Annotated in this window: 26 protein-coding genes and 1 pseudogene; 13 read left to right on the forward strand and 14 right to left on the reverse strand. The window is 67.2% G+C overall.

All coding sequences use genetic code 11. The annotated features are described in order from the left end of the window. Positions 1–61 precede the first annotated feature (61 nt). From ACSHXN_RS00340 to ACSHXN_RS00360, 5 genes are all read left to right on the forward strand, one after another. Positions 62–439, forward strand: coding sequence for an ArsR/SmtB family transcription factor (locus ACSHXN_RS00340; RefSeq protein ID WP_356295754.1), 378 nt, complete (start codon positions 62–64; stop codon positions 437–439). Further along, positions 352–1,179 (forward strand): aquaporin, encoded by an 828-nt coding sequence (locus tag ACSHXN_RS00345; protein WP_438302351.1) that lies wholly within the window; start codon positions 352–354, stop codon positions 1,177–1,179. The genes ACSHXN_RS00340 and ACSHXN_RS00345 overlap by 88 nt, the downstream gene beginning before the upstream one ends. A 27-nt stretch (positions 1,180–1,206) precedes the next feature. Continuing rightward, positions 1,207–1,623, forward strand: coding sequence for an arsenate reductase ArsC (locus ACSHXN_RS00350; protein WP_438302352.1), 417 nt, complete (start codon positions 1,207–1,209; stop codon positions 1,621–1,623). Between the two features lie 35 nt (positions 1,624–1,658). Continuing rightward, the gene (locus tag ACSHXN_RS00355) at positions 1,659–2,132 is read left to right on the forward strand and encodes a GNAT family N-acetyltransferase (protein ID WP_355141750.1); all 474 of its coding nucleotides are present in this window, start codon (positions 1,659–1,661) and stop codon (positions 2,130–2,132) included. A 384-nt stretch (positions 2,133–2,516) separates the two neighbouring features. After that, positions 2,517–2,669 carry a MerR family DNA-binding transcriptional regulator gene (locus ACSHXN_RS00360; protein ID WP_438302353.1) on the forward strand — a complete coding sequence of 51 codons (153 nt, stop codon included), beginning with the start codon at positions 2,517–2,519 and terminating at the stop codon, positions 2,667–2,669. A 28-nt stretch (positions 2,670–2,697) separates the two neighbouring features. Here the strand turns inward: ACSHXN_RS00360 and ACSHXN_RS00365 are convergent, their stop codons facing one another. Next, positions 2,698–3,597, reverse strand: coding sequence for a ClpX C4-type zinc finger protein (locus ACSHXN_RS00365; RefSeq protein WP_438302354.1), 900 nt, complete (start codon positions 3,595–3,597; stop codon positions 2,698–2,700). Between the two features lie 18 nt (positions 3,598–3,615). Then, positions 3,616–4,050 (reverse strand): heavy metal-responsive transcriptional regulator, encoded by a 435-nt coding sequence (locus ACSHXN_RS00370; protein ID WP_438302355.1) that lies wholly within the window; start codon positions 4,048–4,050, stop codon positions 3,616–3,618. Between the two features lie 81 nt (positions 4,051–4,131). Between ACSHXN_RS00370 and ACSHXN_RS00375 the strand changes: the two genes are divergently transcribed. The 3 genes from ACSHXN_RS00375 (at position 4,132) to ACSHXN_RS00385 (ending at position 5,727) form a co-directional block, all read left to right on the forward strand. Next, positions 4,132–4,587: a thioredoxin family protein gene (locus ACSHXN_RS00375; protein ID WP_438302356.1), complete on the forward strand. Its 456-nt coding sequence runs from the start codon at positions 4,132–4,134 to the stop codon at positions 4,585–4,587. Between the two features lie 153 nt (positions 4,588–4,740). Next, positions 4,741–4,944 carry a hypothetical protein gene (locus ACSHXN_RS00380; RefSeq protein ID WP_355141721.1) on the forward strand — a complete coding sequence of 68 codons (204 nt, stop codon included), beginning with the start codon at positions 4,741–4,743 and terminating at the stop codon, positions 4,942–4,944. Positions 4,945–5,250: 306 nt separating this feature from the next. Then, complete coding sequence (locus ACSHXN_RS00385) at positions 5,251–5,727, forward strand: hypothetical protein (RefSeq protein ID WP_438302357.1); 477 nt, start codon at positions 5,251–5,253, stop codon at positions 5,725–5,727. Positions 5,728–5,796: 69 nt separating this feature from the next. On the opposite strand, the gene ACSHXN_RS00390 is transcribed toward ACSHXN_RS00385, so the two are convergent. Beyond that, on the reverse strand, positions 5,797–5,982 hold the full coding sequence (locus ACSHXN_RS00390) for a hypothetical protein (protein WP_438302358.1): 186 nt from the start codon (positions 5,980–5,982) through the stop codon (positions 5,797–5,799). 161 nt (positions 5,983–6,143) lie between these two features. Here ACSHXN_RS00390 and ACSHXN_RS00395 point away from each other — a divergent pair, with 161 nt between their 5' ends. After that, on the forward strand, positions 6,144–6,344 hold the full coding sequence (locus ACSHXN_RS00395) for a hypothetical protein (protein ID WP_438302359.1): 201 nt from the start codon (positions 6,144–6,146) through the stop codon (positions 6,342–6,344). Between the two features lie 222 nt (positions 6,345–6,566). Here the strand turns inward: ACSHXN_RS00395 and ACSHXN_RS00400 are convergent, their stop codons facing one another. The 4 genes from ACSHXN_RS00400 to ACSHXN_RS00415 all read right to left on the reverse strand — a co-directional run bounded on the left by ACSHXN_RS00400 (position 6,567) and on the right by ACSHXN_RS00415 (position 9,787). After that, positions 6,567–7,031: a hypothetical protein gene (locus tag ACSHXN_RS00400; RefSeq protein ID WP_438302360.1), complete on the reverse strand. Its 465-nt coding sequence runs from the start codon at positions 7,029–7,031 to the stop codon at positions 6,567–6,569. 147 nt (positions 7,032–7,178) lie between these two features. Continuing rightward, complete coding sequence (locus tag ACSHXN_RS00405) at positions 7,179–7,469, reverse strand: hypothetical protein (RefSeq protein ID WP_438302361.1); 291 nt, start codon at positions 7,467–7,469, stop codon at positions 7,179–7,181. Positions 7,470–7,813: 344 nt separating this feature from the next. Further along, positions 7,814–8,218, reverse strand: coding sequence for a hypothetical protein (locus ACSHXN_RS00410; protein ID WP_438302362.1), 405 nt, complete (start codon positions 8,216–8,218; stop codon positions 7,814–7,816). A gap of 606 nt (positions 8,219–8,824) precedes the next feature. Further along, positions 8,825–9,787, reverse strand: coding sequence for an NAD(P)-dependent alcohol dehydrogenase (locus ACSHXN_RS00415; protein WP_438302363.1), 963 nt, complete (start codon positions 9,785–9,787; stop codon positions 8,825–8,827). Between the two features lie 103 nt (positions 9,788–9,890). Here ACSHXN_RS00415 and ACSHXN_RS00420 point away from each other — a divergent pair, with 103 nt between their 5' ends. Beyond that, positions 9,891–10,571, forward strand: a complete 681-nt coding sequence (locus ACSHXN_RS00420) for a TetR/AcrR family transcriptional regulator (RefSeq protein ID WP_355141707.1) — start codon at positions 9,891–9,893, stop codon at positions 10,569–10,571. 329 nt (positions 10,572–10,900) lie between these two features. Beyond that, a complete protein-coding gene (locus ACSHXN_RS00425) occupies positions 10,901–11,722 on the forward strand; it encodes a S1 RNA-binding domain-containing protein (protein ID WP_438302365.1) in 822 nt (273 codons plus the stop codon). On the opposite strand, the gene ACSHXN_RS00430 is transcribed toward ACSHXN_RS00425, so the two are convergent. The 5 genes and pseudogenes from ACSHXN_RS00430 to ACSHXN_RS00450 all read right to left on the reverse strand — a co-directional run bounded on the left by ACSHXN_RS00430 (position 11,719) and on the right by ACSHXN_RS00450 (position 17,686). After that, complete coding sequence (locus ACSHXN_RS00430) at positions 11,719–12,462, reverse strand: hypothetical protein (RefSeq protein ID WP_438306549.1); 744 nt, start codon at positions 12,460–12,462, stop codon at positions 11,719–11,721. The genes ACSHXN_RS00425 and ACSHXN_RS00430 overlap by 4 nt on opposite strands. A gap of 606 nt (positions 12,463–13,068) precedes the next feature. Then, positions 13,069–13,527 (reverse strand): annotated as a pseudogene (locus tag ACSHXN_RS00435) (TniQ family protein); the annotation flags it as partial. Next, complete coding sequence (locus tag ACSHXN_RS00440; RefSeq protein WP_438302366.1) at positions 13,520–14,800, reverse strand: hypothetical protein; 1,281 nt, start codon at positions 14,798–14,800, stop codon at positions 13,520–13,522. The pseudogene ACSHXN_RS00435 and the gene ACSHXN_RS00440, both read right to left, overlap by 8 nt. Then, positions 14,781–17,039 carry a transposase gene (locus ACSHXN_RS00445; RefSeq protein WP_438302367.1) on the reverse strand — a complete coding sequence of 753 codons (2,259 nt, stop codon included), beginning with the start codon at positions 17,037–17,039 and terminating at the stop codon, positions 14,781–14,783. Before ACSHXN_RS00445 ends, ACSHXN_RS00440 begins: the two co-directional genes overlap by 20 nt. After that, positions 17,036–17,686, reverse strand: a complete 651-nt coding sequence (locus ACSHXN_RS00450; RefSeq protein ID WP_438302368.1) for a TnsA-like heteromeric transposase endonuclease subunit — start codon at positions 17,684–17,686, stop codon at positions 17,036–17,038. Before ACSHXN_RS00450 ends, ACSHXN_RS00445 begins: the two co-directional genes overlap by 4 nt. Positions 17,687–18,192: 506 nt before the next feature. Here ACSHXN_RS00450 and ACSHXN_RS00455 point away from each other — a divergent pair. Then, positions 18,193–19,257 carry a hypothetical protein gene (locus ACSHXN_RS00455; protein ID WP_438302369.1) on the forward strand — a complete coding sequence of 355 codons (1,065 nt, stop codon included), beginning with the start codon at positions 18,193–18,195 and terminating at the stop codon, positions 19,255–19,257. A gap of 30 nt (positions 19,258–19,287) precedes the next feature. Continuing rightward, a complete protein-coding gene (locus ACSHXN_RS00460) occupies positions 19,288–19,533 on the forward strand; it encodes a LexA family protein (protein WP_438302370.1) in 246 nt (81 codons plus the stop codon). Between the two features lie 365 nt (positions 19,534–19,898). Here the strand turns inward: ACSHXN_RS00460 and ACSHXN_RS00465 are convergent, their stop codons facing one another. Then, complete coding sequence (locus ACSHXN_RS00465) at positions 19,899–20,096, reverse strand: hypothetical protein (protein WP_355141701.1); 198 nt, start codon at positions 20,094–20,096, stop codon at positions 19,899–19,901. A 375-nt stretch (positions 20,097–20,471) separates the two neighbouring features. Continuing rightward, positions 20,472–20,879, reverse strand: a complete 408-nt coding sequence (locus tag ACSHXN_RS00470; protein WP_438302371.1) for a hypothetical protein — start codon at positions 20,877–20,879, stop codon at positions 20,472–20,474. Positions 20,880–20,964: the final 85 nt, after the last annotated feature.

Here is a 20,964-nt window from a genome sequence, read left to right on the forward strand (position 1 = left end):
TTGCATTGACGGCCATCGATGCAAGGTTGCGTCTTGGATCGAAGGATGTCAACATAGACGCATGTCGAAGCAAGAGCTTGTCGTGATCGGGCAGACCGACACCGGTGCATGCTGCCCGGGGCTGGTGTCCGCGCCTCTGGGTGACGAGCAGGCGGCGGACCTGGCGAAGTTGTTCAAGGCGCTCGGCGACCCGGTGCGACTGCGCCTGCTGTCCATGATCGCCTCGCGGGCCGGCGGCGAGGTCTGCGTCTGCGACCTGACCCCGGCCTTCGACCTATCCCAGCCGACGATCTCGCATCACCTCAAACTCCTGCGGCAGGCCGGTCTCATCGACTGCGAGCGCAGGGGCACATGGGTCTACTACTGGGCGCTGCCCGCCACCCTGGACCGGCTCGCCGCGTTCCTGAAGACCTCGCAGACGGCCGAGACGACCGGGTGAGCGCCCCGCTGGGACGCAGGGCCCTGACCGAGGCCGTGGGGACTGCCGTCCTGGTAGCGGTGGTTGTTGGCTCCGGTATCCAGGCCACTGAGTTGACCCGCGATGTCGGCGTGCAACTGCTGGCCAACTCGCTGGCCACGGTCTTCGGCCTGGGCGTGCTCATCGCGCTCCTGGGGCCGGTCTCCGGCGCGCACTTCAACCCCGTCGTCACGCTCGCGGCCTGGTTCACCGGCCGCCGCGGCAAGGACGGGCCGACCGCACGGGATGTCGCCGCGTACATCCCGGCTCAGGTCGCGGGAGCCGTCGTCGGTGCCGTCGTGGCGGATGCGATGTTCGGCAAGCCGCTGGTGCAGTGGTCCACGCACGACCGCTTCGCGGGTCACCTGTGGCTGGGCGAGGTCGTCGCGACCGCCGGGCTCATCCTGCTCATCTTCGGCCTGGCCTGCACCGACCGTGCCCACCTCGGCCCTGTCGCCGTAGCGTCCTACATCGGCGCGGCGTACTGGTTCACGTCCTCCACGTCGTTCGCGAACCCGGCCGTGACCATCGGCCGGGCCTTCACGGACACCTTCGCCAGCATCGCGCCCCACTCGCTCGGCCCGTTCATCGCGGCCCAACTGGTCGGCGCCGCACTCGGACTGGGCCTGGTGCTCGCGGTGTTCGGACGCCCGGCACCCGCACAGGCCGGCACCTTCCCCCTCCAGCGCGAACCCGAACGCACCGCCTCCACCCTTCCCTGACTCGCCTCGCCCGGAAAGACACCAGCCATGAGCACCGCTGCCCAACGCCCGTCCGTCCTGTTCGTCTGCGTCCACAACGCCGGACGCTCCCAGATGGCCGCCGCGTTCCTCACCCACCTCGCGGGCGACCGCGTACAGGTCCGCTCCGCCGGTTCGGCGCCTGCCGACACGGTCAACCCGGCTGTCGTCGAAGCCATGTCGGAGGCGGGCATCAACATCTCGGCCGAAGTACCCAAAGTGCTCACCGTCGAGGCCGTCCAGGCATCCGACGTGGTCATCACGATGGGCTGCGGCGACACCTGCCCCGTCTTCCCCGGCAAGCGCTACCTCGACTGGGACCTCGCCGACCCGGCCGGACACGGCGTCGACGCCGTCCGCCCCATCCGCGACGAGATCGAAAAGCGCATCCGAGGCCTGATCGACGAGATCGCCCCCGCGGAGTAAGCGTGAGTACGGCGATCGGAGTTCACATCGCGCCCATGGGCCCCGAGCATGCCGACGAGGTCCTTGTGATCTACCAACTCGGCATCGATGAGGGAAACGCCACCTTCGAAACGGCAGCGCCCACCTGGGAACACTTCAACTCCACCAAGCTGCCCCAACACCGGCACGTCGCCATCGACCATGCGGGCAAGGTGCTGGGCTGGGTCGCTGCCGTGTCCGTGTCCGACCGCTGCGTGTACACCGGTGTCGTCGAACACTCGGTGTACGTCGACCCAGATGCCCGCGGCAGGGGCATCGGTTCAGCCCTCTTGCGGGCCCTGATCAGCTCGACCGAAGCGGCGGGCATCTGGACGATCCAGTCCGGGATCTTTCCCGAGAACACCAGCAGCCTTGCCCTGCACCGCAAGGCGGGGTTCCGCGTCATCGGCACTCGCGAGCGCATCGGCCGGCACCACGGCGTGTGGCGCAACGTCGTTCTGATCGAACGCCGAAGTCCCACCGTCGCATGACCCGTCAGTGAGGTCCGGCGTCGACCGCCGCTGATCGTGCTTGTTGGTGTCAGCCGCCGCAAATGGTCTTGCCGAACACGGCCGACGGGCCCGACATCGGCCACCGATCCCGGGCGACTCGCCTCGTGACGTCGTTAGCCAACCTTGACCATCGTCTTGCCACAGCAACACGTCGGACTCTGCTGCCCGCCGCAGGTCGCCGGGGCACCCTTGGTCACCGTCAGCTCACACCCGCAGTTCTCATCGGGGCACCGATAGACCTCTCCCTCACGGAACGGCATCGCGCCCACCTCCTTGTCGCCTTGTCGTCCGACGAGAGCGACGCTAGAACCTGGCCCCGGGGGCAAGGTCAAGGCTGGAGGGTAAAGGAGGACGATCACGGCCATGCAGAGGATGACCATCGGACAGGCCACCCAAGCCGCTGGGCTTATCCGCAAAGCTGTCCGGGTCTACGAGGCCGAGGGCTTGCTGCCCCCGGCAGACCGCAGCACGGCCGACTACCGCCTCTACCCCCCGGCCCGTAGCGACCCGATGTGAATCAACGCGATGCGGGGACTCTCGCGATCTATGGAGCGGGGCGGGGCTCCACGGATTGGGTGAAGATTTCGGCGCACGAGGTGACGCAGTCGGCGCAGATCCAGACGTCGGGGCCGGCCACCAGGCGCCGGGTCTCGCTGCGAGGGTGTCCGCAGAAGGAGCACCGGTCGGGCTGCTTCTTGCCAGGGCGTCCGCGGCGGGTGCGGCGGCCGAAGGCGGTGCGCGGGACGTTGATGTAGCAGTGCAGCGGGCGCTTGATGTCCGCAACATCGACGCCGAGGTCGTTGAGAACGCGGCGGCCACGGGAGCCGGGATTGTTGGCGATGACGGCCAGCAGCTGGGGTGCGCTGGTGACCACCGGGGCGCCGGTCGGGGTGCGTTCGGTTGCTAGCTGTTCGGCGGCGGCCAGGGCGGCCTGGGCCTCGGCGGAAAATACGGCCTGCGCGGAAGAGGTTGGGGTGGCGGGGTAGTCGAAGAGTCGACGGCTCGCTTCGCGGACCTTGTCGCGGGTGGCGCCGAGCTTTTCCAGGGTGGCAGCGGCCACGCCGTCGGTGAGCAGGCCATACAGCAGGTGCTCTGTGCCTGCTTCGGCGAGTCCCTCGGTTTGCGCGGCTGCAAGTGCGGCAGCGAGGGCGCTGTCCAGGTCTCGGCCGCGGATGAGGCCGACCGTTGGGGACGTGTGCTCGACACGTTCTGCATACCGCTGACGGGCGGCTTGGCGGGATACCCCGAGGCGTTCGCCGATCACGGTCCAGGAGTATCCGGCGTCGCGGACCTGCCTGACGACCTGGTCGACGGCCGCGTCGGCCCGGTCGGAGAGATCGCGGGTGACGGTGAGGACGGCGTCGAGCAGGTCGAGGGGCTCTTCACTTGCTGCGTGGGCGTGGGCCGCCTGGATGAGCTGGTCCACGTTGGGCTCTGGGCTCATGCCGACAACCGTAAGTTGTCAGTCGGCTGCTGACAATCCCTCGTTGTCACTCGGTGTGGGGGTGGCGATGATGAGGCAGATGTCCGACTGCGTGCAGGTACTCGGATCGGTCACGGCGGCGCGCTCGGCCATGCCTCGCAGGGCCGTGCGGGTCTTGCGCAGTTCGGCCATACGCCGCTCGATGTCCGCGAGGTGCTGGTCGATGAGGCCGGTGACGTGCGTGCACGGCGGCTCACCGGAATCGCGCAGGGCCAGGATGGAACGGATCTCGGCGAGAGTGAGCCCGGCGGATTGGGCGTCACGGATGAAGGCGAGCCGGTGGGCCGTCTGCGGCGCGTAGTCGCGGTATCCGCTCGGCGTGCGCGGTGGCTCGGGCAGCAACCCGGTCTGCTCATAGAAGCGGATGGTCTTGGCCGTCAGCCCGCCGGCGACGGCCAGTTCTCCAGTGCGCATATCGCCGAGGCTACGCCTTGACCTTCCAGCGCACTGGAAGGTCTACCGTCGCATAGAGAGGTACCGAGCTGGGAGGGTGCCATGCGCATCACGGTGCTGACCGTGCCCGACTGCCCCAACGCCCCGGTGATCGAGGAACGGATTGCCCGCGCCCTCGACAGCCGCAACGCGGACGTGGATCTGATCGAGGTTGTCGATCACGAGCAGGCCGCCCGGCTCGGGATGACCGGCTCGCCCACCGTCCTGATCAATGGGGTGGACCCTTTCGCCATGCCGGGCACCCCGGCGTCGTTGTCCTGCCGCCTGTACCGGGGAACGGACGGCCGGGCCGACGGGGCACCGAGCGTCAGCGATCTACGGAAAGCACTGCACCCCGCGGATGCCACCGCGGACTGCGAGTGTCCGCCGATGGGTGCGGCCGCCAAGACTGAAGCTGCGGAACCTGCCTCACCTGGGCGGACGCTGACCTGCGGCAAAGCGACCCCGTCACCGCTGTTCCCCGTGAGTCCCCGTTCGGTACTGCCTCACGTGGCATGACCGTGGCACGCCCGATCCCCCCGATGCGAACTATCGGCGCGACGGTTGCTGAGGGTCGATTGGCTGGCCGTTGGCCTGCCAGGGGTCTTACTCGGTTGACTGTGGTCTGTGCGATTGCTGTACTCCGCTGCTGTACAACGACTTCGGGGACCCGTGACCACACTGCCGGCAAGCGTAGATCGCGACATCGTCGATCACCGGATCATCTTTGCGCTCAAGACGATCCGCGAAGTGTTGGGCTGCACGATTCATGAAGCCATCGACGTGTTCGCGGTCCGGTATGAGGAGTTGCGCCGTGATCGTCCGGACGACTTCAGTGTCGGGCCCGAGGAGTACTTCCGGGGCTTCTACTCCTGATCGGCGGCGTACTGGGTTGGAAGACCAGGTGAGCGGTCTTGAAAACCGTCGTGGCGCGAGTCACTGTGGGTTCGAATCTCACGCTCACCGCCCTTCTCAACGACCCCTGACCTGGTGGATCGGTCGGGGGCCGTCGGCATGCCGCCGTACCGTGATTGCCCGGTGTTCCCCGTGATTTCCCGCTCGATCGGGCACGGGAGGGGTACACTCCCCATCCCTTCGCCCGGCAAGCCTGCGGCTGATCCTGTGTTCTTTGCAGAGGCACGGGAAGGCCGGCCAATGGCAGGCAAGCGGCAAGATGACCATATGGTCGACGATGAGAACGTGAGCTTCAGGCTGCCGCGGGGGGCGACAGGCTTCTACTGGCCGAAGGACGGTCCACTTTCCGAAACGGACCTGCGGGCTTTCCGCGGCGCTCTGTACGCAGCCGCTCGCGCTGCTGGAGGCAAGGTAGGACGGACGGAGCCGCAGGCGTACCCGCGCACGTTCCACACCGCGTCGGTCGTTGATGGCACGGGCGAGCACATCATCCTCTGTCACGCGTTTCACCCTTGGATCGCGTTCGCTCGGGAGCGCAGGGACTGGTACAGCGAGGAGTTCGTCGCACCGCCGTCCTGGGCGGCCGCCTTCGCGCGCGACGGGTTCGTGGTGCTCGACTGCGAGCAACTCACCATGCCTCTCTCCGATGTGGACACTTCGGTGCTCACACAGGGCGAGTGGCGCGAAATTCGCTTCTATGGCATCACCACCTTGGGCGGGGTGATCTTCAATGCGTGGGACTGATGAGCGAGGTTAGCCACCTGGTCGGCTGAGTCTTCATGGTCGAGACCCAATGGGAAGCCGTCCATCGGATCACGTGGGGTCGGGGTCCTGCTTCAACCCGCCCTGTTCCTCGGCTGGCTGTCCGCTGAGGTTCGACGTCAGCCGCCGCTGTCCGCCCTTGTCGGTGTCACGCGCTGGTGTCAGGAGAATCATCGGGCTCGACACCCCGCTGCAAGAACGGCCCGGGAATTCGCCGGTCGTCACGCTGGTGTCCACACTTCACGGGGTACCAGACGCATCGATCATCTGGAATCGACTGGCCGGTCGAGGGTGTTCTACTCGACGGCGACGGGTTCTGGTACGAGGGCTGGGGCGAGCGTCCAGCTGACGAGACAGCAGCGCTGGATGCGGCACGGCATCATCTGGAGGAGGTGCCGGTGCTGGTGCCCGTGTATGCCCACCGATACCTGCCTGCAGGCCGGGAATTCGTCGGGCATCCGGTGCTCTCGATGTGGCAGACCGACATCATTTATTACCTGGCCGACTACGTGCACCAGGAGTTCGACAAAGCTCGGGGCGAGGTCGACGACAGCTGGAACCCCCGAGCGACGGTGCCCTTCTGGCGGGACCTTCTTTAACTCTTCGCTGAGCCCTGGCATTTGGCGGGGGCCATCGGCTTGGAAGCTGCGAGCCTCTGCGGCCAGTTCGGGGGGCTGGCCTAGGCACACGGCTGAGCCGTGGCCTCGTCGGCGACGCTCGTGTTCACCGTGGTTCCCTGCGGTTCCCCGCTCGATCTGGTGCCCTTGTGGTGTGGGTGATGATCGGCGTTCGGTTTCAGCCCAGCAGCCCGTGCGAGCACGTCAAAGGTGCTGCTTTGCTGACCCGACGAGTCGGCTGATGGAGTCGCGTGTCCGCGCTCTCAACTCGTCCAGTTCGGCCCTGCTGTCCGCCTTGGGCAGCTGTGTGATGTCTGTAAGTACGTCTTCCGCAGTCCGACTCAGCTTCCCGTCGTCCGTCAGCATCTGCACCCGGAAGAGGGCCTCCTGGGCGTTGGAGCGCAGGTCGTAGGCGCGGATACGCACCGCGTCGGGGTCCTCCGGTGGTGGCTGCTCGTGCTCACAGAACCAGAGATGCACCAGACAGCGGCGGTAGTTGACCAAAGCGCCGGCATAGGCGGAGTAGGCATCAAGTCGCTCCTGCCGAAGCTTCTCGCGGCGGGTGAACTGATGGCTCCTGTCGCTGGTGCGCTGCTGAAACGCCAGGGTGATCCCTGATCCAAGCAGGGTTCCCAGGACGGCTATGGCGCTGGCGATGATGGACTCCACGCCTCAAGCTGATCACGTTTCGCCGCCGTCGGTGGGCTGTCGGCTCAGCTTTCGCTGCCAAGTCGGCAATGCCCTCGGCACATCAGTGATGCCGAGGGCACGACCTTCTGATCCGTAGCTCTATCGAGATGGGGCGCGTACGGTCATTCAGGCCTTCGAGGCTAATACGGGGCGCCTGCGGTCGGCAGAAGCTGCCATGGTTCGGCGCTGCAGTACATCGAGCCCGGTCGTTGAGCCTGAGTCTGACCTGATCTCGGCCAGTCCTAGGACATCGGTGACGCCGTCGATCTGCACGAAGACACCGAAGGGCTGCCGACCGATGACCTTGCCGGTGACGGTAGTGCCGATCGGCAAGGCTGCCTTCGTTGCTGGCCACGCAAGTTGTATGCCCTCCGGCGTCAGATCGCTGACACCCGTCGGCCAGGTGTACTCCGTCATGGGCCGCATCCTGCCAGGCGTCGAAGTGGCGAGGTCGGCGGAATCCTAATGATCGGGTCAAGCTGGCGGGCGCTGTCCATCAACGAGAACGGCGCCCGTGTCGAATGCCGCTTCGCGATCTGGCCTCATCCTTATCAGGTCGATCATCGCGAACTCTGAGCACTGGATCTTGGCCACCATGCGGCGTGAGAGTCGTCGTTAGGGTTCGCCCAGATCCGCCTTCGTCCGCCGCTGTTGGTGTCAGCCGCCGGTGTCAGACATCAGTGACCCAATTGACAGTCACCCTAGCTAGGGAGTACAGGCGCCAGCTTCGCCATGAAGCAGTAACCGACCGAGTGCCGCGATCACGATCGAAAGCGGGCCACGATCTGGTGTGCGTACTGATCGTCCGGGCTGAGGTCTTGGACGGCTCGATCGGCTTCCTGGGGCCGACTCGTCTCACACAGCAGTCGAACAAGGACGTACAGGGCATCACGATCACCGGCTTCGGCGCGGGTGCGCGGGGCCGCCTCCATCCCCCGCTCGCGAAGCGCTCTGTTGAGTCTCCGGCGTGCGTGAACATCCGTGACAGCGAGCTCTGCGAGTTCCGAGAGCCGTTCTGCCCGGGCAAGCAGATCCATATGCCACAGATGGTTGTTGTGCCTGGACGGATCGGTCGAGTAGCACTCCGCGTGGGCGCTTGCCAACGCGATGGCCGCGTCCCAATCCCCACGCTGTTCCGCAGCCTGGACCTGTTCGAACCACTTCACAGGACGAGTATCACGTAGCAATGCCCGTACAGCGTCATGGGAGTGGTCGCTGGCAGCCGGCGAACGTCCGCCAGGGCCAAGCCCCCACAGCTGTGCCCCCATGGACTGGGGGCACTGATCGACACAGTCGTCGGCGCTGTACTGGGGGTCGCTCGACCCTGATCGCTGCCCGCGCACGATCTCGTCGCGAGCAAGCGAACCGCATGCACGACACCCTTCGGGATCTATACAGCACATACCTTGCAGCTCTCAACGGCAGCTCGTCCGTCCTGCACGTGGTCATCCTCAAGGAGAGCGATGCGGCCGTGCGATACCAAGCGGCTTTGGACGCCTGTCGCGACACCTCCGTACTGACATCGGCTGCACGATCCCGGAAAAAGCCGACCAAGTCCGCAACCGTAAGAAGCTCGGTTCCCGCGGCGGTCGCCCCCCGAAGTTCGATAAGACCGACTGCCGAGAACGTCACGCGGTGAAGTGTGGGATCAACCGGTTGAAAAGGCACCAGGCCGTAGCCACGAGATACGACAAACGTGCTGCTCGCTACGTAGCGACCGTTCTGGTCGCCGCCATCAACGAGTGGCTGTGACCAGCACAGTGCAACAAACCTTAGTCGACCCTGACCACGTACTTGCCCCGCACCCCGCCCGCCTCCAGCGCCCGGTGTGCCGCCGCTGTCTCCTCCAGCGGGAAGCTCCTGTCCACCGCAGGGCGCAGTCCACCCTCGGCCACCTGGCGGGCGAGGTCGTCAAAGAGTGCCCGCGTGGGGTTGCCGCTGAAGAAGCGCACCCGGCCGCGTCCATGTACGGCGCTGGCGGCTATGTAGCCGAGTGAGGCGGCGGGCCGTGCCGGGTCGAAGGCGATGGTGACCATGCGCCCGCCGGGCGTCAGCAGGCGCCGGAAGGCCCGCAGCTCGGTGCCTGCGGTGTCGAAGACCACGTCGAACAGGCCCAGTTCCCTCGGCGGGACGGCCCGCTGGTCGATGGCGTGGTGGGCGCCGAGCATGCGGACGAAGTCAAGGTTGGCGGCGCGGGCCAGGGCTGTGACCTCGGCACCATATGCCTGTCCGAGCTGGACGGCGGCGTTGCCGACGCCGCCCGCAGCGCCCCGTACGAGCAGTCGTTCGCCGGGGCGCAGCCTGGCCTTGTCGCGCAGCGCCGTGATGGCCGTGGTTGCCACCGGAAGCGCGGCGGCTGCCACCAGATCCAGTCCGTCCGGAACCCGGCCGAGCCGCTCGGCGCGGACCGTCACGTACTCGGCGGCGCTGCCGAAGCCGGTACGACCCACGATGCCCCACACACGGTCGCCGACCGCGAAGTCCGTCGCGCCGACGCCGAGTGCGGCAACCTCACCGGTGAGGTCCAATCCGACGCGCTGCGGGAACTTCCGTCCGGTGAAGAGACGAAGCCGACCGGAGCGGGCCGCCACTTCGCCGCCGTTGACGCTGAACGCCCGCACCCGCACGAGTACCTCGCCGGGCGCCGGTTCGGGGCGTGGTACCCGGCCCACGTACAGCACCTCGGGGCCGCCGAAGCGGTCGAAAAGTACTGCTCTCATCATGCGGTCGTCCATCGTTCTCACCTTCGCCACCAGTGGCCGTGCGGGGGATCTGGCCCCGAGCGTAGGCTCTTAAGCGGACGACATCGTCCGTTTGAACCCGAGGTGAGAAACAGTGGTGGAGGAATCCTCTCGGATCGCGGGCCCGGCCAGGCTGCGGGCCGACGCCCGGCGCAACCAGGAGCGCATCCTCGTCTCCGCCCGCGCGGTCTTCGCCGAGCACGGGATCGACGCGCCCATGGCGACCGTGGCCCGACGGGCCGGGGTCGGCGTGGCGACGCTGTACCGGCGTTTCCCGACCCGGGATAGCCTGGTGCGCGCCGCGTTCGCGCAGCAGATGGAGACCTGCGCCCGAGCGCTCACCGAGGCGCTGGCCGACCCCGACCCCTGGCGGGGCTTCCAGCGTCTGGTCGAGACGGCCTGCGAGCTTCAGCGGGAGGAACGGGGGTTTCCGGCCGCGTTCGTCGCAGCCTTCCCGGACAGCACGGTGGAACACGCGCAGGCCCGAGAACGGGCCGAACGGGACCTCATGACCCTGGTCCGCAGAGCCCAGGCAGCGGGCGCACTGCGGGCCGACTTCCACCCTTCCGACCTCGCCGTGGCCCTGTTGTCCCACTGCGGTCTGGTAAACGCGCTGCCGCATGACAGTGCTGCGTCCCGGCGCCTGGTGGCGTACCTGCTCCAGTCATTCCGCGCCGAGGCGACTCACGGGGCCCTACCTCCGCCGAGCGCTCTGTCGCTGCGCAGTCTCCCCCTCGCGGCCGACAGCTACCCGAGACAGCGACCCTCCGGGGACTGACGCAAAGCGGCGCCTGCCACATGGCACGCCCTTCGGACGGCAACTCCACTTTCGCAACAGGCCCCAGTTGCGGGAACTGGCTATGAGCAGAGTGCGGGTGTTGCATGTCGCCTTGCCTCTATATTCGAACGTATGCCTTAATTCAGCATGGCGAACCATAGGGGCGGCTACCTCACCAGCTGTGACTGTGCGTGATAGTTGGCGCTTGAGCACGCTGGGTGGCAACCGAGCTCGATAGTTGCCCCGCACGATGGTGTGACTCAGCAGGCTAACTGTCGTGTCAGCACGGAATCTGTCGTCTGCGGTCGGCCCCGACTAGGCTCACCTCCATGTCCGAGCCAACCCCTGACCCTCGCCTGCAGTCCTTGATCAACCAGCTCCGGCCGGGGGTTGTGAGAACGGTGAAGGTCATCGGATTCGACGGAGCGGACGTCCTGGTGCAGCTCGTGGATGCCGAAGGAGAAGCGACCGAGATCGGTCGGATTCCTCTGCACGAAGCGTCGATGCGTCGGATCGAGCATCCATCCGAGCTGTTTGAGGTCGGCCAGGAGATCGATGCCGAAGAAATCGGGCGTTGGCGCGAAGGGCAGCTTCACCTCTCCGCCAGGGCGTGCGAGATCCCGGCCCTGCGGTCCTTCCTCCTCGCGCTCGAACGCGGGCAGGTCGTCACCGGGACGGTCTCCGAGGTTCACAACTTCGGGGTCTTCGTTCACGTCGACGGCGAACCCGAGGGCCTGTGCACCGGCTTCATTCGGGTGCCGGACCTGACGTGGGGCTGGATCAACCACCCCTCCGAGGCAGTCGAAGCTGGCCAGCGGATCACCGCTGAGGTGATCATCGCCGAGACGCGCTCCGGTCAGGTCACGCTCTCCTTGAAGGCTCTGCAGGAAGATCCACTCATTCGGTTCGCGGATCAGGCCGGCCGAATCCTCACCGGGCCGATCACCAAGATCGTTCCCTTTGGCGTGTTCGTGCAGCTTGCCCCTGACGTTGTCGGGTTCCTGCATCTCTCTGAGCTGACTGACGAGCCGACCGAGACTCCGGATCAGCTTGTCGATGAGGGCCAGCTGATCACGGTGAAGGTCGCCGAGGTCGACCTCCAGCGTCACCGGGTGCGACTGGGCGCCGTCGGCGGAGCGGACAGAACCTAGCGAATGGGCATGCTGGTGCCCGATTCGATCTTCTCGATAAGGGCATCGCCATGCTGACAGAGGAGCCTGCGTAGGGCCGTGTAGTGGTTCAGAGCGTCGGGACGGGAGAGCTGGAACCAGGTGTTCGCCCGGCGCTCCCGCCAGACTTGGCGAACCTCCGGGGGCTGTTCGGCTTCGACGTGCCGTGGCGCGAAGAGCGGCTCGCCGCCGGTGACATAGGCCCAGACGAACGCGGACGCTTCCTGGCGTACTCGGTCGTCCAGGTTGGGGCGAACGGGCCCTGGGACGGGCGGAAGCCTGGTGATGATCTCGTTCCAGATCTCGGATGACAGGGACCAGCTTCGCAGCACCTCGCGCCGGCGCTGGTAGTTGGTGAGGTCTGTCGCGCGGTCGAGTTCCTCGGCCAGGTCGTGCAGAGCGGCGTTGAAGGCATCCTGCCCATCTCTGAGCCACCGCAGGAGCGTGCCCGTGGCCACGAACTGGCCTCCGGCAGGGTTGATGCCGAGGAAGTCTGCGGCGTCACCCTGCGCCCTGCCAGAAGCCTGTTGGACAAGGAGGACGGCTGCGAGACGGCGTACGGACTTCGCTTCCGCGTCGATCTGGAGCGGTGCGAGATGCTCCTGATACCAGCGTTCCTCCAAGAGCGCGGGAATGTGTTCAGGGCGGTAACCGCCCTGTCGTTCTGGGATTCTGGCTCCGCGCGGGCCGGTGCGCCGGTATGTGCGGGTCAGGGGTGCCATCGCTTGTCGCAACCTATCCGAGCACGAGGACTGATGCCGTTCGAAGACGTGGACCCATGGGGCTCTGCTCGCGCTGCCTGGGCGGGCGGCTCGGGCGTGGTCGACGAGTTCGTGGAGATCAGGCTCATCTAGCAAGCGGACGGCCGCCGTCAGCAATCCGGCCGCCGCAACGGGGTCGCTTGGGGGTCTGTCGCGAACCGGGCGGGTGCCTCCGCCAAGGGCCTTGATGTGCTTGCCCACCGAATCCTGGGAATCAGGCTCGATGTGGTCCCGACCGAGAGGCCAGGACGCGCAGAGAGCGGCGGTGACCACCCGAAGATCGGTGAAACCTGACGCGGCGTCTGCTGCGGCCTGGTGGGGTTCGAGGAAGTCGAGGAGTCGCTGCTGCGTCCTGAGCATGTTCATACTCGGTCGGGCAGAACTGGTGCTCCTGAGCTGGTCCAGTCGGGTCCCGCAGGAGGGTCCTTTCCGGCCCTGACCGGCGCGTTGGACTGGATGTCGGCACTGCGCCGGGTGCAGGGTCGCGTCCGCAGGCTGGCCGACGAGGAGCGTGACCGCTCGATTGATCCAGTGGCTTCGAGGGCAGTCGTCCTGCAGAAATACCTGGTGGACCGGGCATGCGAAGGCGACGGGCAGATGCCACGCCTTCTTCCACGGGCCTCCGTGCTGCTGCTGGATGGCGGTGCCGTCGCCTGCAAGGCATCTCGGGCAGTAGCGAGGATGGTCGTTGAACAACCAGTCGTCGCGCGACACCTGCGCTCCGGAACCGGGTCGCAGGCGCGCAATTGGCGGGTAGCGGTCTGACCAGGGAACAAGCGTCAGAGCAGTTGCTTCCTCCTCGCCCAGCCGGGCGGTGTGCGCGAAGGCGCGGGTGTCGAGGTCCAGCAGGAGCCTGCGGCCAAGTTGGGTTGTCGAGGGCCTGGTGCAGCCGGTCAGCCGGGCCAGGCGAATCGGTGAGAGCCGGAGACGGTGAGCGAGCCGCAGCAAGTAGCCGCCGAGGGACTCGCCGGGCAGAGGATCAAGGCTCCGGGCCAGCGGTCGGTCGTGGCTGTGGAGTTCAGCCATCGGCGGCCGGCCTGTCGCCCTGGTCGTCGAAGACCGTGTTGCGCGGCCTCCTTCCCGGCTTCTTCCGCGACTGCTGTGGCGGCTTGACGTTCAGCGGGATCTCGGGGACCTCGCCCGCCTCGGGGTCGAGATCGGCGAGATTGCCCAGGCGGATCGAGGTGCGGGCCAGAAGCTCAGGTGTCAGCCGCGCCTCGCCACTGGTGATCGCTTCCGTGCAACCGTCCTCGACCAGCCGTCGAAGCAGTCCGACGATGCCGTGAGTGCGGCGGAACAGGTACTCGGGCATGCCGCCCGTGGTCAGCATGCCCTCGAAGGAGTGGAACAGCCGCAACTGTTCCTCGATCCCCGCGAGGTGTTCGAGGAAGGCGGTGATCCCGGTGGGGGTGGAGTAGTCGAAGGGGTCGAGATCGACCATGTCGAAGCGCCGCTCGGTCTGTGTCGAGGCCCCGTCATTGTGGCTCTTGCCTCGCTTGACGTCCGGGAAGACCCACTGCTTGGTGCGCGGGTCGATGTAGGCGCCCCGCAGCAGTCCGGAGTGGGGGATGTCGACACCGATAAGCACGAGCGTGACGTTCAGGTCCATCAGCTCGCGGATCAGGTCCAGGGTGTCCTGGTCGTCGCCGCGGTGGAGCCGAAGACGCGTCACATCGTCGATCAGCAGAGCCGTGGTGTTGTGGTCCCGGACCGCGTCGCGGACCGAGCGAATCAGGTCGTCCAGGGTGTTCGGGTGCGGGTCGCCGTTGACGTCCAGGATGGTCTTGCACAACGCCTTCGGTGTCGCCTTCACCGGCAGTCGGCGGTAGGCGACCGGGACGAACACATCGCGTGTGCCGGCAATCGGAGCCTGGTCGGGCAGGAGTTGGTGGTGGACGTCCCGCCACAGGTCTTCGAAGGCGGCGGCCGCGGAGCACGCTGTCTCGGTCTTGCCCTGGAACCCGCCGCCGTTGATCATCAGACCGTCCCGGGTGCCGGGCATGAACTTCACGGCGTTGTTCTGCAGACGCCCGCGCATCAGGTTGGAGACCCCGCGGCTCATCGGCGTCTCCTGGAGCCGCATGTTCACGTGCGTCGCGGTCCGGTGCAGGTCGTGCAGGGCCCGTCGGCGCGCGCTCATGTCGCTGTACTCCTTCAGCGAGAGCCGCGGTGCCGGGATGAACGTGTCGCGGATTTCGCGCCACTGCTGCCAGCCCTCCCACCTGGTGCGGTCGGGCGGCGGTCCGACGCGCAGGAACGGGACGATCGGGCTGTCGCTCTCAGCCGGCCGGTTGTCCACCGTGCTCCTCTTCGTCGTCCTCGGGCAGGAGGAACACGTTGCGCTCGCGGAAGCTCGACCCCAGCCGGGGCGGTGGCTTCGGGGTGACCGGGACGGCGGCTTCTCTCCGGCGGCGCCGCTCGGCGTCGAGACTGCTTCGGGTCTGCCCAGCCCGCTGCGGCCACTGCAGCACGTTCCCCGCGGTCTGCTGGGGCTGGCGGGATGGGTGGGCGATCTCGGCGGAGGCCGCCGGCCGGTCGGTCGAGGCCGCCTGGGCCTGCGTGGCCTCGCGGGCGTGTTCGACGCGCTGGGACTTGGTCATCTGGCTGGGCCAGTTGCTGACCGGATCACGGGCGCCGAGCAGGTCCAGGAGGATCGGAAGGAGTTCGGCATCGGTCCGCGGTCGCAAGCCGGCCTCGCGGACTCGGGTGAGGAGTTCCTCGGCGCGCAGGTCACCAAAGGCGGGGACCTGCGATTCCGGCGGCAGCCCGGTCCAGCGCAGGGGGTGCCACTCGTGGGTAAGGGGATCTTGGAAGTAGACGACGCGCCGGTCTCGGGGCTCTCGGCGGATGATCCACATCTGCTTGCGCCGCCCGCCGCGTGAGGACGCCTCGTGCAGGTAGGGCTCCAGTGCATCGCCGTAGTAGTAGAGGCCCTTGATCTTCACGCCCCGGCGGCCGTGGATGCGCTTGACCTGGTGCTCCGGCAGGAACCTGTAGTAGAGCTCGGGTTGGGGGATCTCCATCGCGAAGCCGGTCTGCGCGAACGACGCCGCGAACAGCGAGTTGGGGCTGTGGTCCCCGCCGGGATCCCATGCCGGCGCGTAGTCGCCCAGCCGGCGGTTCTGCCAGACCTTGACGACCCAGGTCGCGATCACGTGTTCCATCGCGTCGATGGTCAAGGTGCCGTCCTGCTCCGGTTCCGCACCGCGGTCGGCGGTGTCGATGCCGGTGTAGCCAGGAAGGTGCTCGAACAGCAGCGACCGGATGCTGCCGAAGACCCGTTCGACCGCCTGCTTGTCCTGGGGCCGCAGCACCCGTGCCGGAAGCACCCGGCAGCCGATCACCTCCTGGACCTCGACCAGGTGGTGGTTGCGGTAGACGCTGCCGTGGTCGGTGGTCACCGTCTCCGGCGCGAAGAACGGCAGGGCCGCGACCCGGTGGCCGACGAACTCCGCCACGACCGCAGCCGGCAGTCCCGGGTAGGGCCACTCCATCTCGCCGTCCCAGTCGGCCCGCATGGGCAGCGGGAGCATCACGTCCCGCAGCACCATCGCGACGTCGACCGATGTGTCCGATACCAGCGTGAGCCGGAAAGCGCAGATGGAGTGGGTGTAGACGTCCAGCGCCAGCGTCAGGTGGACGCGGACCGGGTCACCGAAGACCCCCTCACGGACCATCACCGGCAAGATCGTCGTGTCTAGCGCGACCACCTGGCCCGGCCTGGTGACCAGCACGTGCCCGTCCTTCTCGGGCAGCGACGCGGAGCGTTCGTAGCGCTGCCGACCACGGCCAGGACCGAACCACTCGTGCCAGACTCGCCTGAGCGTGTCGTAGCTGGGGACCTTGATCTCCTGGCCGGGGAACGTCTCGCGGACGTAGCGGTGGATCATCGTCTCCCGGGTGCGGGCGTCCACCCTGGAACGGTGAAGCCGGGTCTCCTCCCGAACGGCCAGGATCGCTTCCCGGATCTCCTCTGAGATGCTGGGGTGCCCGCCGCTCTCGCGCAGCCATCGGTCGTCCGCGCAGCCGATCACCCCGAAGCGGCGCCGTTTACGCTCCCAACGCTCCAGGGTCCTGACGCCGACCCGGTCCAGCGCCAGCAGCTTCGCGGCGGCCGGGTCCATGGCCTCCAGCTCGGCCACTTTGGCCTGGCGTCGCTCGGACACGGTCGTGCGGTCAGGGTGGTACTCCGGGCGAGGCTCACCTGGCCGCGGGTGCAACGGGTCGCCGCTGCGGAAGCCGCAGAAGACCTCCATCAGGTGCTCGAACCGCAACTGCACCAGCGGGACCTTCTCCGGCTTCAGGTCCTTCAACGTCATCTCCTGCCGTCCCCGGTTCGCGCCGGACGAGGAGGTGAGCGACGAGCTGCGGCACTGCGGATGGTTCAGCAGGAATCTGAAACTGACGCACTGCCGGACACCGGCCCGGTTCATCAGGTGCACTCGGCCGAGATGGGGTTCATGCCGCTCGACCAGCCACTCGCTCGCGTCGAGGACCAGTGCTGCCCCCGGAGCCAGATCCAAGGCGCCCGCGCTCATGACACCTCCGCCGGCATCAGCCTCGACGCGTCGGTCAAGGGCTCGGACAGATCCACGCCAAGTCGCCGTTGCCACAATAGGTTCAGCAGCTGGGCCCGCGCGACCGGCCAGAACTGGCAGGCCATCGCGGCCTCGCGGAAGGTCACACCCTGCTCAGCTGCCGCGAGTAGCCCAGGGCGCAGATTCAAGGGGTCGCTCATCGGGCGCCGCCGCGCGTACATCGCGTCCAGGGATGCCTGGACGTGCGGCGACCAGCCGGCCACGACAACGTAGCGCCAGCCGCAGACCAGCGAGAGCTCGTGAGCGGCGGCAAAGGACTCCTCGTCCTCGGACTTGATCAGCCCTGCCGGACGTACGTCGACAACGAAGACCCCGTTGTCGGAGACCACAAGGTAATCCGGGGTGTGCCGCCGCCACCGCCCGTTCGCCTCGAAGCGCATCCGGAACGGCTGCGAGAGGAGAATCTGCACGCGGCCGCAGAAGTCGAGCCCCCGCAGCAGCCAGTCCTCCTCCAGGCTCTCGAAGCCGTGCAGCCGCCCCGTGCTGACCATGTACTCCAGCCCCGGCCGATGCCGCTGGTCACGCCGCCAGGCGAAGCCGCGCATCGGGACACTGCCCACCCAGGGCGCCTGCCCCAGTGAGGCCACCGCGCCGGTAACCTCGCCACTTCGGTGACGCCACGTCACCGTCCATCGACGCGTCCACCCCTCGCCGAGGGCCAGACCCTGGCGACCTGCCATCCTACTGACAGGAACCAGCAGGTCTTCCCACCTGCACAGATGCGACCACAGCGGCCCCGTGTACGTAGAGCCGTGAGTCGTCGGCGGTGCCGGGAAAGTCCTGCGTGACGTATCCACCCCGCCATCGAAGTAGTCAGCTCGCGTCGGCGGGGCGACTTCTTCGGAGTTGGCGACAACTTGCCTGCCAAACGATCACCAGCCGACAGATACCTCGCCGAATCGGCGACAGTTGTCATGCTGACCCGCCCGGAGAACCGCACGTCGAGTAGTGCGGTTAGCGACAAGTAGCGTGCTGAGTCACAGATGGCGACCGGTTCGCCCCGAGCAGGGTGGTCCCAGATTCTCGGCGGTAGTGGGTGCGTCGGGAGGTGCCTAGATGCCCTGCAGTCGGCCACTGGGGGGCCGGGGAAGGCATGATCGAATCTCTGGGGACGATGGTGGGGTGGGGTGTGGAGGACTGGCGGACCGATCCGACGTTCGCGATGTGCCGGGCGCTGGTGGACGGAGCGGATCTGGCCCCGTTCGTGGGAGGCGCGTTCGATGTGCGTGCGGTGGTGGCTGGCATCGGGCCCGAAACCAAGCACGGGTTCCTCCTCGACGCTGTCCCGTGGGGGAACTTCCCTCACGGCGACGATGCCCGGGAGGCCGTTTACCTACTGCGCGCCGGCGACAGCCCTGCTCGTCGCGCGACGGGCCTGCTGGGCGGCCTGTGTGCCAACGACAGCCGGGCCGCCGCCGCTCTCGCCGTACCGTTCCTGATCTTTATCGCCACCGATATCCACCACCCACACCGTGCCGACGCCCTCGGCGTCCTTTCCAGCCCGGCCCGCGCCCGACACTTCGGCATCGCCTCTCGCGAACTCCTTCTCCACCGCACCGACCCCCAACGCCACGCACCGGACGACTACGACGACTACGGCGTCGAGGTGGCCGGCTACCCGGCAGGCTGGTCGGTGGCCGCCGCCCGAGCCGCGATCACTACCGAAACGCCCGTACTCCTGCCCCTTCTCGACGACCCCGACCCCACCATCCGCATCGACGCCGCCTATGCTCTGGCCACAGCAGCCGACCCCGACCACACGGTCCGAACCGCCTTCGCCACCAGGCTCGCCACGGAGCGCGACGCCATGGTCCGCGCCGCCCTGCTCCTCGCCGTCGCCGAGACCACCCGGGCCTACGCACACCCGCCGACCACCTCGTGGATCCGCGAGCGGTGGCAAGACCGGACACAAGCCCCTGAGGTCCGCCTGGCCGCAACGATCGGCTGGCTCTGCCTCACCGACGAACCCGCCCCCGAGGACCTCCACCACACTCTTGACACCCTCGCCACCTACGAACGTGCGCACGCCATGGACGCCCTGCCGTGGATGACCGCCGCCGCCGGATCCGGTGAACCGGGACTTCTGCGCTGCGTTCGCCGCATGCTCCACCCCGAAGAACCCGATCCGTACGATGACCCCTGGGCCTCCTCACTCTGAGCGACGAGCGACCGGTCGCAACCCTCGGCCATGCCGCTCGCGCTTGTGCTTCGACGTTGTCCATCGGTGCCAGATACGGTGCACGGTCACACCAGCGCTCGGGAGCGCATCCTTCGCTGCATCCGCGAGTCGATCGCCTGCCGAGGTGCGTCGCCCACCATGCAGGAGCTCGGCCTGAGCAGCACCTCCTCCGTGCACCACCACCTACGGCGGATCGAAGAACTCGGGTACATCGCCCGTGAGTCCGGCAGAGCACGCGGAGTCAGGCTCACATGACCGCCCGGCGCTCGGAGCGGTTCCACGTCACCGTGGCCACCGCCGGCCATCCCACCCCATGCACGGCTGGTGGTCGAGCGAGGCGACGACCGGCTACAAGTTCTTCCTGGGTGGGTCGTTGGGGCAAGCCCGGTGCGTACATCACCCTCGCCGACGAGGAAACTGAGACCATGCTGACGACGGGGCCCGAGAAAACGTAGCCACCAACCATGGGGCTTACCTTCACTGCCTCCCGGCCTAAGGACCAGGGGCTTAGAAGGCGCTCGGTGCATCATCCCAAGCACTCCCTCCGACCTGCACCGCTCCCCCGCCCCGACGCCCCGTAGGCCAGTCCTCGACAAGCATGCGACAGGACCCGGGCATCGCTACGGCCGCCGGTAGGCCTCGGGGTCAACTCCCGCTTCGGGCTTCCTGGAGAAGCTCACATAGACAGGGTCATCGTGATCGCCCACCTGCATGAGGGCAAAGAGATCCAGATCGTGGTTGGCAAACCGGTGCAAATACTGGAGGAACAACTCCAGCTCCGCTCTCGACAACGGCTCGTCGTGCCGCTCATTGCGCATGCATGCACGATACGAGCCGATGTCGAGGGGCGGTATGGAGCCGTCCCATGTGCAGCCTCATGGACCCGCACCGACTTCGGGGAGGCCGCATCAGGAGTTCGATCGGGTGACCCGCATGGAGCCACGTTCGCTGCGCTGGTTCGCGGCTTGCGATCACCCAAGGTTGCTTGTGTCCGCCGCCGTTGATCCGACAAATCATCAACGGGGCAGCACGCATCGGTAAGACGGAGGGTCAGACCCCTCGGACGGCGCCGCCGCCATCCACTTGAGTGGCGGTGCCGTCTTGGGCTGTCCTGTCCCTGACCTGCTGAGATAGTGCGCTGGCCTCCATACTTGTCCGCCGTTGTTCGTCGGCGCTGTCACACAGTTTGACACTCATCCAGGTTCGCTGGGCGGGATCACCAGTTGACCTTTCAACGCCGCGTATGCGCGCTCGACCTCGCCCAGGTACTGGTCCAGGCGAAAGCGAACCTCCTCGATGACCCTCCCATCGAGGCCCGGGTACATCAGGTCGGACCAGATTACCGTCTCGCCCCGGAGCCGAACCCTGATGGTCAGCCTGCCCGGCCCCGGCTCGGGCTGCTCCTGGGCTGCCACATCCACCGTGCACGGCATATCCGTCGGATAGAGCGGTCCGGCTGGGCGGAGCAGTCGCCTCGGATCGAGGCCGGCCATTCTGCTGTCGCTGCGCGCGACCACGTCGAGGCCATCGATGAAGAGGTACGTGTGCACGGCAGCACACGCTGGCGGCCCAAGACACGCGCTGATGAGCAGCGTGCTCACCGCACCTTCGCTTTTCCCATCGGGCACGGTCGCCCGGCTGGCGTGACATTGACCTCGACGAACCATCCCGGACGAACGTGGATCC

It is taken from the genome of Streptomyces sp. HUAS TT11 (assembly GCF_051553595.1).
Lineage (GTDB): Bacteria > Actinomycetota > Actinomycetes > Streptomycetales > Streptomycetaceae > Streptomyces.